Consider the following 14,431-nt stretch of genomic DNA (forward strand, 5'->3'; position numbering starts at 1 on the left):
CTGATCTCTGCTGTTTTTTTCAGTCGGCTGTACGCTCTGTTCCCAAACGGCGTTCAATCTCGTGATTCAGCCTCCGGAGGAGCGAAGCCTCTCCACTAACCGCAATGCTCACCGTACCGGGAATCCGGCGGCAGCAGGCGGGGTCAAATTCCTCGAATGTCTGGGAAAGGTTCATGAGATAATAAGCGCCGTCTTGAATCTCTGCCAGACAGCGGACAGGAAGCTGTCCCCTCAAATTGGCAACATAGACCATACCGCCCCCGGTATGAAAATATAGACACTCCTTATGTATTCTCACAGAGCCAGCCCGGGCGCTTCCGCGTAAAATGGAGCGTTTTACCGCTGCTCCCGACAGAGCGATCACCAAAATTTCGCCCGTAGCACCGTTAGCCAGGAGCTGTATCTCCTTAGCAATCCCGGCCAAAAAACGCAACGCGGGCGATAAGCTGAGCGCTTCTTCCAACTGCCAGCCGGACGGCGTCAGCAGGCAGGTCTCTCCCGCATCGAAATACATCTCCTGCAGCAGCGTCCTCAATTCCGCTTGACCTTCCGCGGCGATAGGATCGAACTTTTCCATATCCAAAGTATAAGTTAGCAAAGAAGTGGCGGCAGGCTCCGTTTTGTTCTTGGAAGGCTGACGGTACAAGTCCTTAACTACCTCTAACAATCCGCTGCTCGAGCGTTCCAGCATTCCCGGAATCTCCGGATTTATCTTCTGGAGTAAAATTTGACCGGAACCAGGTCCCCCCAGCCGTCGCACGTTTCGGAAACACGGGGCAGCCTGTTCCATGATTAACCGGACCGCCGATTCGGAACTAGCCGGAAAAGCAAGAGAATCGGCCGCTCCCCACACCACCATTGCAGTAAACCAGATAGCGATTTCTGTCAGGCGCTCCTGAAGCTCAGGCGGCTCCTCAGTTTCCATAGAGTGTATCGTTTGCGGTCTAATTACGCCATTTGGGGCAGGTTTCTCCGTTGGTATGAACCGGTGCATCCGTTCTAATTCCAGCGGATTGGGGTGATCCAGGTATTCCACCTTGTTGTATCTTCTCATCCAATCGAACAAAAAGTACCACCCTCCTCTCCCGTTCCTCTGGCTATAAATACTTCCGGTATCCTTCCACCGGTTCGTCGCGATAACCTAAAGAAGCATACATCCGGTGCGCTTCCTTGCGGCGGGCGCCCGATACCAAAATAATATACGAGCATTCCCGCTCCCGGGCCGCTGCCTCGATGGAACTCATAAGAGTTTTGCCGATCCCCATCCGCTGATGGCGGCTTGAAACGATAACATTTTCAATCACCATGAATGGACGGCACTCCCCGACCAAATCCTGACAGACAATGCCCATGATGGAGCCGGCCAATTCTCCCGCCGCAAACGCTCCCAGCAAAATATACCGCGGATCGCGCTCTATTGCGTCAAACGCAGCCGTCAGCCGGTCCAGACGGGTTGGCTCCTCCATTAGTTCTTCGTACAGCCCGCCCAATGCAGGGAGATGTTCCGCGGCGATCGGCTTCATTTCAATCATATCGTATCCTTCTTTCCTCATCTTTGTCCCGGCTGTGCAAAAAGGCCACACATTGGCTTGGCGTACCGCACCGCATCCGAAAGCGAAAACGCAAGTTGGGAGCCCATCAGCCCAACGCTGTACCAAGCGCGCTCGCCAGCAGCAGCAGGGCCACAGGGGCCCACAGCCTTCGCTCCCCGGCACTTGGCGTCATGCAGTTCATTAAGGCGGAGAGGGCGGAAATTCCAACCGCAATCCAAATTCCGGTTCCGGCAAAAACTTCCCACTCCGGCAGCAGCAGCCCCGCCCGGCTTAGGACGACCAGCGCCAAAACCGTCAGTACGCCGCCCTGAACGAGGGCCGCAAGCCGCATCGCCGGCGGGAACTGCCCTGGGAACCTGCCGCCCATCGCAAGGCTTCCCCACGGCAATCCGGCCGCGAGTCCCAGCTGAAACAGGACGGCAAAGCCGGTTAATACAGCATACAAAATGGCGGAGCCTGTTACGAACATATCCGATTTCCCCCTGCATTTCTGACGTTCCGGTCATCCGGCGGCAGACGATTCCTTCCATAAGCAGCCGCAAGCCTTCCTCTTCAATATAACATGCTTTCTGAAACACATCGCTGTTCATTTTTATAAAAAACAGCCGCCCCGGATAGTATCCGGACCGGCTGTTCCGCTTGCGGACTTTCCAGCTCCGCAGGCGCTCACTTCGCTATAGATTTCTTTGGTCCCGTTAGCCAGCTCACTTCGCTGTAATTTCAAACACCCGCGCCGTGCGCGCCTCCGGCAGCGTCACCCGCAGCACGCCGGCTTCGGCGTCCCAGGCACATCCGCCGGCGGCACCGGCAGGATACGCAAGCCGCGCTTCGGCTGCAGCGCCCGCAAGCTGCGGGATCGGCAGCGTCTGCTCCGCCTCGCTTCCGCCGATCCGCCAGACGGCGACGTACTGCTTGCCGTCCCGGCGCAGCCCCAGGCTGATCCAGCCGGCGCCCTGCTCCGGCAGTCCCAGCGGCCAAAATGGTACGGCTTCCGGAATATCCGCGCGGATCGATTTGTAGTAATCGAGCGCTTCCTTCACCAGCTCGCGCCTCCGGGGCGTCAGCTCGGCGAGATGTCCGCTCTGGTGAACCCGCAGCAGCAGCGCGTTCACCATGTTGAATATCACCTCTTCGTCGTCGCCGTCCCGCAGCGGGTACGACCAAACAGCAGACTGCTCCGGCGTCAAGGCCGCCGGCGAAGCCGCAGCGATGGCGGCATAATTCATGTAATTCTCCTGGTCACTGGTCGACTGGATGCTGTGCCGGCTGAGCATCGCATAATCCATCCGCATGCCGCCGCTGGAGCAATTTTCGATAACAAGATCGGGATACTTCGCAAACACGCGGTCCAGCCACGCCAGATAAGCGCGGTTATGCTGCAGCAGCCCGTCGCCGACGCTGTCCGCGTCCTGTTCGGTGCCAACACCCGCATTGATGTTGTAGTCCATCTTGATGTAGCCGACCCCATAATCCTCAACCAGCCGCCGGATGACTTCATCCGCATGCTTGATGACGGCCGGGTTCCGGTAATCGAGCTGATACCGGCTGCGGTCTTTAACCCGCTTGCCGTGACGCATAAAGAACCAGGAGTCGTCCGTTTCCGCCAGTTTCGGACTGCGGATACCCATGACCTCCAGCTCCAGCCACAGACCCGGGATCATGCCTTTGCCGCGGATATAATCCAGCACCTCCTTGATTCCGCCGGGGAACCGCTCCGCCGAAGGCAGCCATTCACCGACCCCGTCCCACCATTCGCCGGGCGCATACCAGCCCGCATCTATACAGAAATATTCGCAGCCAACCTCGGCGGCCGCATCGATAAGCGGCAGCAGCTTTTCTGTTGTCGGACTGCCCCACAAGCAGTTCATATAGTCGTTAAAAATCACGCGCAGCAGCCGGTTGTCTTCATTCGGCCGGCGAATCCGTCTGCGGTAAGCCGTAAGCTCCCCAGCCGCGCGTTCAAACCCGCCTTCCGCCGCTCCCGCCGCAACGGGAACGGACTCGAACACCCCGCCAGGCTGCAGGTTCACCCACCAATGGTTGTCGTGCTCCGTCGGGCCGCTTACGAGCAGCGTCAAATGATCGTATTGGTCGATGATCTCCCAGTGCCAGGAGCCGTTGTGTTCGATCTGCCAAAACAGCACCGTATCTGTTTCCGTGTTCTCCAGCACCGCCATCGGAATATGCTCGGCGGCCGACCAGGAGCCGGTGTTGCTGGCGCCGACCCGTTTGGACGAGCGGTCGGTCAGATGCGACAGTCCCAGCTCCGGCAGCAAATAACTCCGCCACTGCAGCTCGCTCTGCCATCCGGTGTGCGGCAGGTACAGCTTCATTTTTTGATCCCGGCTAAGCTCGCCTTCCTTGGCCAAACCGGTCAGCGCAAAAGAGGACACATATTCAACGCCAAGCGCCTCTTTGCCCGCATTGCGCAGCGTAACCCAAGCCCGGGCGACCGCTGTGCCGTCATAGAACTGAAAATGCTGGACCGCCTGGAGTCCCGTTTCAGGATCAGCCAGCTCCACCTCCAGCTTCCGCCCCGGTCCATTCCGGTAGTCACGATGCTCCGTGTAGCGCATTCGCAAGCCCGGATACGTCGCCCGGTGCGTCCGCCCGTGGTATTCCGCCCGGTCTTCTCCGGTCAGCTGCAGCTCCAGCAGCCGGAAGCCGGGCTTCTGCGCCTCCTGCACCGTCTGCGGATCAAAGGGACGGGGGCCAAAGTGCAGCAGCCGCACATCCCCGTCTTCCTGAACCTCCAGCAGCAAATATAAACCGTTTTCCACGATATCAATGGCTTGTTTCACTATGTTTTCCGCTCCTCTCCCAGGCTGCTGCCCGGCGGCTTTCCTTCATTTCCCCTGCTTTTTCTCCTGCTTACTTTCTTCTCTTTCTCTTCTTTTCCTTCCCTTATCTTACCATAGAAAAGAAACGGCCCCACCCACCGCTCGGGTGAAGTGGGGCCTTGCCTGTTTCGTTATGCTGATGTGCGGCTAGTTCAATTCGAGATTACGAACGGCCAAGCTGCTGCCAAGCCTGCTCGATTTCCTTGATAGCCTCGTCTTTGGATTTGCTTTTGCCGATGTAAGCCTGCATGATTTCACCAAACTTCTGATGGAACGTATCCAGCGAGTAGTTGACGGACAGATCGCCCGACGGACCGGCTTTCAGCAGCTCATCCATTTCTTTTGGCATTTGCAGATCCGGCAGCGGAGCGTCTTTGATCGGCGGGATCACCTTCGCTACCTGCGAGAACCAGTTTTTGCCGTACTCGGAAGTGTACAGCCAGTTGAAGAATTCAATCGTCTCTTTAGCAACGGCGGAATCTTTGTTAATCCGCAGCGCTTGGTCGGCGCCAGTGATGATTACCGATTGCTCGGCTTTGTCGCCGATCGGGTAACCCATGAGTCCAATCTTCATGTCCGGGTTGATTTTCAGAATCGCTTCTTCGTCCCAAGCGCCTTTACCCGTCATGATCGCTGCTTTGCCTGCGGCGAAGTCGCCAACTTCAGCATTGCTGTCGCGCTCCAGCGGCTTGTCCGTACCGTGCGCAATCGTGGTGTCGATAAACTCGAAGAAGTTGTTGGCCAGTACCGGATGATCCTTGAATGTTGTTTTGCCGTCGATAAACTGGTCAACCAGTTCTTTTGCGCTGATGCCTGCGTCCTGGGCGGCCGCATCTACGTAGTGCTGGAAGACGTGTTTCCATACCCACCACTCTTTATAAGCGTTGGCAAAAGGTTTGATGCCTGCCGCTTCAAGCTTGGTGATGGCGTCGTTCATTTCAGCCGTTGTTTTCGGCGGAGTGGTGATGCCTGCTTTTGCAAACAGATCCTTGTTGTAGATCAAAGCGAACAGGTTGCCTTTAACCGGGAGGCCCAGCACTTTGCCGTCGGAGGACGACATGTTGGCGCGCACGGCGTCGGTCATTGCAGCCGCAAGCGGCTCGTTTGTCAGATCAGCGCTGTATTCGGCGTAAGTATCGATGTCCCCGCCAGCAGTTGTCTGGAATACGTCGGGAGTACTGCCTGCCGCGATTCTGGATTTCAGCACCGTATTGTAGTCGGCCTGCATAATCTCCAGGTTGATTTTAACGTTTGGTTTAACTTTCTTGTACTCCTCAATATAGGCATTAAAAGCATCCGTATACTCGGGCGAGGCGGTAAACATGTTGATGGTAACTTCTTTGTCCGATCCGCCGGCCGCATTGCCTGCCGCCGCATCGGCGCCGGAGGTGTTGTTCGCGTTGTTGCCTCCGCAGGCCGTCAGCAGACCGGCCGCAAGAACCAGGGCAGCGGTGGTGCTCATTAACTTCTTAATCATGGTTATACCCCCATTTTCTTGAGTGGTGTAGTCTCTACGCTGTCTATCATAGTGAAAATGAAAGCGGATAAAAATGTGATTAAGTGACTAGTTGGGGGTAAAAAAGTGACATGCCGCACATTGTCCGTCTTTTTCCCCTTAAACCGGACCGAGCCACCAAGTCTGAATCCTTCAAGTCCTAACCCTTCAACCCCGGATTTCAGTACCGAACCCTGCAAGCCCAAGCCCTTAAGCGGATTGCTCAGGTCTGGACATCCAGCCCGCTCCGGTATTCGGACGGCGAAACGCTGTAGTAATTGCGGAACGCCTTGCTGAAATAGTTTTTGTCCTTATAACCAAGCATATCGGAAATATCCTGGATCTTCAGCGCGGGATCGCCAAGCAGCTCCTGGGCCTTCTCCATCCGCAGCTTCTGCACGTATTCATGGATACCATACCCGAACTGCTGCTTGAACAGCTTCATCAAGTATTCCCGGCTTAAGTAATATTTTTCGGTGAACATGGAAATTTTGATGTCTTCAAAATAGTGGTGGTCGATATAGTCCTTAATATCCCCGATCTGAAACGGGCGATTCGCCGATGCCGACTGCCGCACACGTTCGCTGTAATTTGTGATCAGCGCGTTCAGCACCGCCTCGAATCCGTCAAAATCCATATAATCGGCGGCTGTGCCCAGGGCCTTCAGCGCCTCCCTTCCGCCGCGCGGCAGACTTTGGCCGTCCGCGCCAAGCTCCAGCGCCGTATCGTTCAGCAGGCCGGCCAGCTCGCGGACTGCCCAGTCGGCGTCGCCGAGCCCAAAAGCCGGGGCCGTCCGCCAGCGCCGGGCGGCCTCCTCCACGGCGGCCCGCGCCTGGCCCAGGCTGCCGGTCTCCAGCGCGCTCCGGAGCAGCCCGATCCGGCCGCGCAGCGGACCGGGATCGCGGACGGCGGAGTCGAGCGCTCCCGCTTTTTCCGCCAGCAGCGGACCGCGCAGCTTCAGCAGATCTACGCCGGCCAGCACGTTTCTGGCCTGATCGTAGGATGCAGCCAGCTCCAGCACTTCCCCTTGGAGCGGCCCCATTCCCATAACCGCAACAATGCCGAATAAATCGTGCAGCGCATAGAGCGCTTTTTTGAGACGCTGAGAGCTGCGGAAGGCCTCGTCGACGGCATAACCTGCTTTGATCGTATACACGGCGATCATTTCGCGTTCTTCCTTTGGACTGGCAAAAGCGAAGCAGGCGAATCCATCCTCCGAAGCTTCCCCCAGCACATTGGCCAAGGAAAAATACATCAGCTCCGTCTCCTGGTGAAACCGCCGTTCCCGTACCGTTTCAAAATTAAGCAGCCGCAGGGCCACGGCGCCAAACCGGTTGCCCGGGTCGTCGGCACCGATCAGCGGCAGGAACGCTTCGTTCAGATGTTTTTTAAAGCTGCGTTCGATAATGGAACCGTACACCTTCTCCTTCAGCTTTGGCAGCGACATGTTCAAGGTGATGTTTTTGCGGATAAATTCGTTTTCGCTTTGCTTTTTAGCCTCAAGTACGCCGACAGCTTTGCGCAGCGCCTGGTTCAGGTCGTTCCGGTTCACCGGCTTCAGCAGGTAATCGACCACTTTGGAGCGGATCGCCTGGCGGGTGTATTCAAAATCATTGTAACCGCTGATAACGATCGTCAGCAGCTCGGGATATTCCCGCTCGATTTCCTGCAGCAGCTCCGTGCCGTTCATTTCCGGCATTTTCATGTCCACAATCGCCAGGTCGATCCGCTGCCGGGCGAGCTGCTCCAGCCCCTCCCGCCCGTTCGTTGCTTCATATACCTCCGCCACACCAAGCGACGCCCAATCGCCCAGAATCCGAATCGCTTCGCGCAGCGGCTCTTCGTCGTCGATAATCAGCACGTTATACATGGCTGCCGCCTCCTCTAGGGATAATCATCCGCATTTCCGTTCCGCCCGCTCCCGTCCGGATATCGAGTCCGGCCTGGTCGCCGTAAAGAATGTTCAAGCGGATGTCCAGATTCTTTAGTCCAATATTTTCGTGTTCCTTCCAATCCTCCCACTCCTGCCCGAGCAGGGCCAGCACCTGTCTCAGCCGCTCCGGCGGAATGCCAGGCCCGTTGTCCCGGACGAAAATGATGGCTTCTTCTCCGCTCAGCTCGGCGCCAATCACCACCGTAACGGGAACGGACATCCGCTCTACCGCATGCTTGATCGCATTTTCCACCAGCGTCTGAATCGACAGCTTCGGAATCATCAGCTCCCTGAGCGGCTCGTCCCATTCATATTCAACCTGCAGCCGGCTGCCGAAGCGGGCCTGTTGCAACGCCAAATACCGCTCGATATGCTTCAGCTCTTCCCCAGCCTGTACCACATCCTTACCCCCGATGCAGTAACGCAGCGTCATGGCCAGATTGTCGATCATATCGGCGATGTCGTAGGTGCCGTTTTTGAGGGCCATGGTCGAAATCGCCTGCAGCGCATTATACAAAAAATGCGGATTGATCTCCGCCTCCAGCGCCTTCAAAATCGCGTTTTGCTCCACCAGCTTCATCTTGTACCGCTCATTGATCAGCTCATTCGTCCGCTCCACCATTTCGTTAAAATGGCGGGACAGGTAGGCGATTTCGTCGCGTCCCCGCACCTCGGCGGCCGCCTCAAACGCGCCGGAGCTGAACCGGTTCATCTGGTGGGCCAGCCGCTGCAGCGGCCGGGTGATCGCCCGCGCGGTCAGTACAATGAGAATGACTGAAGCCGCCAGGAACCCGGCGCCGATCAGATAACTCAGGTTCCGCGTCGTCCGGGCCGCAGCGTAAATTTCGCTGTAACGGATCGGCTTGACCAGCTTCCAGCCGGACTGTTCGCCGATATTGTAGACAACCATATACCGGCTGTCCTGCTCCTGCCAGGTGAGCTTTCCTCCGCCCTCGGCAGACAGCTCGTCAAGCCGCCCTTTCGCTTGGATCCCTTGGAAATATTCCGGATCGTCCGTGTAAAAAGGAATATTGTCCGGATTCAGAAACAGCAAATGCTCCCCATTCCCAAACGGAATATCGCCCATGATTTCGTTGCGTTCTGACGGATTCACATAAAAAGACAGCACCGCCTGCGGTTCGCGGCTGGCGATCGTCCGCAGTACCCGGTGATAAGCCATAAAAGAAGCAGAGGTGTCGACGGCATAACCGGTCTCTTCCCCAGGCAGGGCAAACGACTGAAACGCATGGTTTCTCGGACTCTCCATCGCCTTACGGTACCACGCCTGATCGGGCAGATCCGGCATATAAGCCGAACGGACCGTCACGTTATAGTTCTCGCTGGTGACTGCGTAATATTTACCCTCCTTGACGATGTAGAGATAAATGGCATTTAAATCCTTGCGTGAATAATACAAATTCCGCAAATAATTCTCCAGATACATCCGCGAGGAATAGCTTTCGGATTCCGTTTCGATCGCCCTGGTAATTTCGTCGTACCTCAGCTGAGGCAGCGAAGACTGTTCGAGTCCTGCCAGATAATCCTCCAGATTCTGATTGACCAGCAGCAGATTGTTGGTCGTGCTGGCGATCCGGCTGTCTACGGATTCCCGCTGGATCATTTGGTAGGAGATGAACGTCAGCGACGTGACGACCAGCACAATGATCGAGGTGAACAGCAGCACCAGCTTGTTAACCAGCCTGCTGCGCACCCGGTAGAGCGGCAGCCGGTCCGCCCAGCGGGCGGCTTGTTCCTTCCATTTTGCAGCCATCCTCGTCCCCCCTTGGTGTGCAAATCGCAGCTTTCTTTTTGTACCCAGGCGAATGCGTATGCGCTTGCACAGTTCACCTTTTTACCCCTAACTGTACTCTTAAATCCATTTTGGGGGCAAATCCACTGCTCTATAATACAGGATACAAAGAGGAATCGCACTTGGCATTTCCTCTCACCACAGTTGTTTTAACCATATAGAAAAAGAGGTGCGCCATGCAAAAACTAGGGAGAAAATGGAATGATCGGCTGCAGTTCGGGATGTTTACCCTGCCGGTACTGCTCTGTATCGCCGTCGCATTTTACATTCCGTTTGCGATGACGATTCGTTACTCGCTGACAAAGTGGAACGGGATTTCGAAAAATCCGACATTTATCGGACTGGACAACTTTAAACAAATTTTCACTGGAGACGCCAACTTTACCAATGCCGCATGGTTCACAGTCAAATATATGGTGCTGTACATTGTCATTGTGAACGTGCTGGCGATTCTGCTGGCGCTTGTGCTCGATATGAAGCTGAAGTCAACGAACTGGCTTCGCGCCGCGTTTTTTATTCCTTACATCCTCAGCCTTGTTATCGTAGGTTTCATCTGGAAGTTCATTTTCATGCAGGGCTTTGAATCGCTGGGCGCCAGCACCGGCTGGGGCATCTTCCAGCTCAGCTGGCTCGGAGAGCCGGGACTCGCGTTTATCTCGATCCTGGGCGTATCAATCTGGCAGTCCGTCGGCTTTTACATGGTGCTGTACATTGCGGGCCTGCAGTCCATTCCGGACGATTTAAAAGAAGCCGCAACCGTGGACGGCGCCGGTCCGATCCGCAAATTCTTCAGCGTGACGCTGCCGCTGCTCGCGCCTTCCATCACCATTTCGGTGTTTATGGCGCTGACGAACTCGATTAAAGTATTTGACGTCATTCTGTCGCTGACGGCCGGCGGTCCTGGCGGCACCACTTACAGCGTCGCTTACGACATCTACCGCGACACATTCCAAAACAACCTGTACGGCTACGGTACAGCCAAAGCGCTGATCCTGTTTGTGGCGGTACTGTTGATTACCATCGTTCAGCTTACGATTTTCAAACGCAGGGAGGTTGAAGCTTAATGGCAGCACAAAATCGTTCATCCATCCGCCCCGCAGCGGCCATGCCTGCAGCCGGGACCCGCAGCCGCAGGCTGAAGCCCGGACGCCTTGTTCTTGAAATCGTTATGGTCCTGCTGTCGATCCTGTTCCTGTACCCGCTGGTGCTGGCCGTGATCAACTCTTTTAAAAGCTTCCAGGAAGTTATGACAAACGTAATTTCGCTGCCGACCAAGCTGGAATTCAGCAACTACTCTTACGTGTGGTCGTTTATCAACTATCCGAAGCTGTTCCTGAACAACACGATCATTACCGTATTGGGCCTTGCCGGCATTGTCCTGTTTTCGTCCATCGCGGCTTACAAGCTGTCGCGGACCAAAAGCCGGTGGAGCAGCGTCATTTATATGCTCTGCATTGTCCCGATGCTGATTCCGTTCCAGTCCATCATGCTGACCGTACTGCAGGTTGCCAAAGACTTGAACCTGTCGGACAGCACCTGGGGTCTGGGCATCCTGTACTGGGGCTTCGGCGCTCCGCTTGCCGTCTTTATCTACCATGGTTTTGTGAAGGGCATCCCGCTTGAAATCGACGAAAGTGCGCGCATCGACGGCGCTTCCGGTTTCCGGCTGTTCTTCTCGGTGATCTTCCCGCTGCTGAAATCCGTGACGACAACCATCATTATCATCGACGTAATGTGGATCTGGAACGACTTCCTGCTCCCGCTGCTGATGGTTAATGGCTCGCCGGATACGAAGACGCTGACGCTTGCTGCTTACACCTTCGTCGGCCAGTATACTTCGGACTGGCAGTATGCGATGACCGCCATGGTGATGGCCGTTCTGCCTTCAATCATCGTCTTTATCTTCCTGCAAAAATACATCGTCAAAGGCGTAGTCGCCGGCGCGGTTAAAGGCTGATCCTGCGGCTCCAGTCAACAATGCGAACACGAACAAGCCTCCCGGCGTTAATGCTGGGAGGCTTGTTTGCTGCTATGTATTGGGGTATAGACTGAACGTAAGGTATACAGGTGCGGCTAGGCTGGTGCTGCGGCCAATTTGGGACTTCCGGTTGCTGTTTATTTTCGGAGTTCAGCTCTGTCCAGTATAGACTGAACAAATGATATACAGGTGGGGTGGGGCGGGGCTGTCACTGCGGCGAATTTGGGATTTCGGCCCGCTGTTATTTTCGGAGTTCCTGATTGGATTCCTAAGTTAGCGGGAGAACTCCGAAAATAAAGGCAATCGCGTTCGCTCCTCCATCTCCAAATTCCCTCCGTGCCATCCCCGCCATCCTGTATTTCAACAGTTCAGTCTGAATAGAACGCAGAACTCCGAAAATAAAGGTGACCGCGTATGTTCCGCAGCTCAAATTCCCTCCGTGCCATCCCCGCCATCCTGTATTTCAACAGTTCAGTCTGAATAGAACGCAGAACTCCGAAATAAAGGTGACCGCGTAAGTTCCGCAGCTCAAATTCCCTCCGTGCCATCCCCGCCACTCTGTATTTCAACAGTTCAGTCTGCATAGAACGCAGAACTCCGAAAATAAAGGTGACCGCGTATGTTCCGCAGCTCAAATTGCCTCCGTGCCATCCCCGCCATCCTGTATTTCAATAGTTCAGTCTGAATAGAACGCAGAACTCCGAAAATAAAGGTGACCGCGTATGTTCCGCAGCTCAAATTGCCTCCGTGCCATCCCCGCCATCCTGTATTTCAATAGTTCAGTCTGCATAGAACGCAGAACTCCGAAAATAAAGGTGACCGCGTATGTTCCGCAGCTCAAATTCCCTCCGTGCCATCCCCGCCATCCTGTATTTCAACAGTTCAGTCTGCATAGAACGCAGAACTCCGAAAATAAAGGCGGCCGCGTATGTTCCGTGGCTTAATGGCCTACGCGCCATTCGCGCCAGCCGGAACCAGGACATGTCTGCGTGCAGCCGGCATCTATTCGCTCAGCAGATGCAATACCGGTCCCTCCGCCTTGAACTCGTCCCGTTCCGGCGTCACCGTTCCTTTTATGCCGGTGAAGTCAGCCTGATCCCGGTAAAGCGTCGTTTCAAGCACCACTTTTCCGCCGGAGATAAAAACAACTTTGTTCACCGATTCGTCGCTTAATATCAGGTCACCCATCAGATCCTTCAGCACATAACGTTCCAGCAGATAACCCGGATAAGTCCGGTTTGTCCAGCGGACGCCCGCCGCTGCCTCCAGTTCTTCCTTGGACATATAAGGGTAACCGATAATCATCCGGTCCCACGTGAAGTCCGTCACCTCTTGTATGTGAAAAGGCTCCTGACTCCGGACCGCTTCGGTCAAGGCCCGCTCAAACGCCGAAACGCCGCCGCTGCCCACGTAAATTCGCAGATAAGACGCGTAACTCACGATTAAAGACGTCAGCAGCACGGTGGCAACGGCGGGGAGAATCCATCTTTTTTTCTTGCTTGATCGAGTCCTCATGTTTCCCTCCCGCCAGCCGCTTCCTCAGTCAGCCGTTAACCGGCGGCCTCTTCTTTGAACTCATCCTCCGGGTCCCAAATCGACCAGGCGGCCTCAAGCAAATTGCCCTGATCATCGCGAAAATAAAAGTAACGCGCTTCCCCGGCGCCAAGCGTTTGAATCGGCTCGGCTTCTACGCCGTTATTCGTCAGTGTGCGGTAAGTCAACTCGATATCGGGGCATTGAACCGCCATAACAGGAAACGGCGAACCATTACGGTTAATCTGCAGTCTGTCCGGCTCCGCCGTTTCAATTAGCAGCAGAGCGATGGCGTGTTTATGCGGCTGGTGCAGGACGGCCATCATGGAACCGCGATCCTCAAACTTGTTGATAAGCTTGAAGCTCAGGTTCCGCGTGTACCAATCAATGGAACGGTCAATGTCCGACGTGGGGACATAGACATATCCTATGCGGGTGAACGTATAAGGCTCTGTCACGTTTTTTCCCTCCAAGTCCAAACTCAGGTTCCGTTGTTCCGGTATTTCTTTTCCTTGTTGGCATCGACTTCTTAACACTCTTTAAGCGGCTTCCCCATTCCCGCCCTCATCCGGACCATAAATCAGCATAGGGTAGTAACAGTAAACTCTGCCCGGTACTTCTGTGCTCATACGCACTCTTGTAACCTTGCTGGGCTGCAATATTAATGGGTGAGGATCTGGCCCCGCGTCCTCTCAGAGGTCCAACTTCCGTTGGACGGTTTATGCTCGCTTTTATGGCCGGACTACCTGCGCCGCTTGCCGTATACAGTTGTCCGTTTGCCGAAGGACCGGGTTCCCCCGTCCCCCGCTATTCAGTGAGTTCCGTCAGCCAGTTTTTCTCCTGAATTTTAAAATCCAGCTCGCGGTAAGCCTTGGACAGATCATCGATCTGCCGCTGAATGACTGCCACTTCAATCGTCCGGGTATACCTCACTTCCGAACGGGTATAACGGTCCTGTTTGATTGCAGCCTGATCCAGCAGGTCGGTCAGCATTTTCCGTTTCTGCATCAGTTTGTCCCGCTCGGCTAGCGCGTCGGACAAGCTCCACTCCGAATCGAAAGGCGTGGAGGCATTCGTCCGGTTAATCCGGCGAACCCATCCAGCCAACTCATCAAGCGCGGTTTCCAGCTCCGCCATCAGGCCCATCGGGTCTTCCGCCGGCTGTTCCCCTTCCTGGACCTTAACCACCCGACCCAGCCGCTGGCCGATCTGCGCCACCCGTTTCTGTGTATCCGCCCGCAGCACCAGTGCTTCCGCCAGTTTCATCGTTTGTCCCCTCCTTGAACTTA

12 protein-coding genes are annotated in these 14,431 nt (G+C 55.4%); 2 read left to right on the plus strand and 10 right to left on the minus strand.

All coding sequences use genetic code 11. The annotated features are described in order from the left end of the window. Positions 1-19 precede the first annotated feature (19 nt). The 7 genes from ACE6ED_RS17840 to ACE6ED_RS17870 all read right to left on the minus strand — a co-directional run bounded on the left by ACE6ED_RS17840 (position 20) and on the right by ACE6ED_RS17870 (position 9,592). Complete coding sequence (locus ACE6ED_RS17840; RefSeq protein WP_410828569.1) at positions 20-1,066, minus strand: hypothetical protein; 1,047 nt, start codon at positions 1,064-1,066, stop codon at positions 20-22. 31 nt (positions 1,067-1,097) lie between these two features. Beyond that, entirely contained in the window at positions 1,098-1,532 is a 435-nt protein-coding gene (locus tag ACE6ED_RS17845; protein ID WP_410828570.1) for a GNAT family N-acetyltransferase, read from the minus strand. A 106-nt stretch (positions 1,533-1,638) separates the two neighbouring features. Then, positions 1,639-2,022 (minus strand): hypothetical protein, encoded by a 384-nt coding sequence (locus ACE6ED_RS17850; RefSeq protein WP_410828571.1) that lies wholly within the window; start codon positions 2,020-2,022, stop codon positions 1,639-1,641. A 235-nt stretch (positions 2,023-2,257) separates the two neighbouring features. Further along, a complete protein-coding gene (locus ACE6ED_RS17855) occupies positions 2,258-4,354 on the minus strand; it encodes an alpha-galactosidase (protein WP_410828572.1) in 2,097 nt (698 codons plus the stop codon). 202 nt (positions 4,355-4,556) lie between these two features. After that, a complete protein-coding gene (locus ACE6ED_RS17860; protein ID WP_410828573.1) occupies positions 4,557-5,870 on the minus strand; it encodes an extracellular solute-binding protein in 1,314 nt (437 codons plus the stop codon). A 241-nt stretch (positions 5,871-6,111) separates the two neighbouring features. Further along, entirely contained in the window at positions 6,112-7,758 is a 1,647-nt protein-coding gene (locus tag ACE6ED_RS17865) for a response regulator transcription factor (RefSeq protein WP_410828574.1), read from the minus strand. Beyond that, entirely contained in the window at positions 7,751-9,592 is a 1,842-nt protein-coding gene (locus ACE6ED_RS17870; protein ID WP_410828575.1) for a cache domain-containing sensor histidine kinase, read from the minus strand. The genes ACE6ED_RS17865 and ACE6ED_RS17870 overlap by 8 nt, the downstream gene beginning before the upstream one ends. A 215-nt stretch (positions 9,593-9,807) precedes the next feature. Between ACE6ED_RS17870 and ACE6ED_RS17875 the strand changes: the two genes are divergently transcribed. Continuing rightward, on the plus strand, positions 9,808-10,695 hold the full coding sequence (locus ACE6ED_RS17875) for a carbohydrate ABC transporter permease (RefSeq protein WP_410828576.1): 888 nt from the start codon (positions 9,808-9,810) through the stop codon (positions 10,693-10,695). Between the two features lie 41 nt (positions 10,696-10,736). Beyond that, entirely contained in the window at positions 10,737-11,588 is an 852-nt protein-coding gene (locus tag ACE6ED_RS17880; protein ID WP_410828665.1) for a carbohydrate ABC transporter permease, read from the plus strand. A 1,023-nt stretch (positions 11,589-12,611) separates the two neighbouring features. Here ACE6ED_RS17880 and ACE6ED_RS17885 read toward each other — a convergent pair. From ACE6ED_RS17885 to ACE6ED_RS17895, 3 genes are all read right to left on the minus strand, one after another. After that, positions 12,612-13,124: a hypothetical protein gene (locus tag ACE6ED_RS17885; RefSeq protein ID WP_410828577.1), complete on the minus strand. Its 513-nt coding sequence runs from the start codon at positions 13,122-13,124 to the stop codon at positions 12,612-12,614. A 35-nt stretch (positions 13,125-13,159) separates the two neighbouring features. Beyond that, the gene (locus ACE6ED_RS17890; RefSeq protein WP_410828578.1) at positions 13,160-13,600 is read right to left on the minus strand and encodes a VOC family protein; all 441 of its coding nucleotides are present in this window, start codon (positions 13,598-13,600) and stop codon (positions 13,160-13,162) included. 349 nt (positions 13,601-13,949) lie between these two features. Then, positions 13,950-14,408 (minus strand): DIP1984 family protein, encoded by a 459-nt coding sequence (locus ACE6ED_RS17895; protein WP_410828579.1) that lies wholly within the window; start codon positions 14,406-14,408, stop codon positions 13,950-13,952. Between the last annotated feature and the right edge of the window lie 23 nt (positions 14,409-14,431).

Source organism: Paenibacillus nanchangensis (genome assembly GCF_046543445.1).
Lineage (GTDB): Bacteria > Bacillota > Bacilli > Paenibacillales > Paenibacillaceae > Paenibacillus_AQ > Paenibacillus_AQ nanchangensis.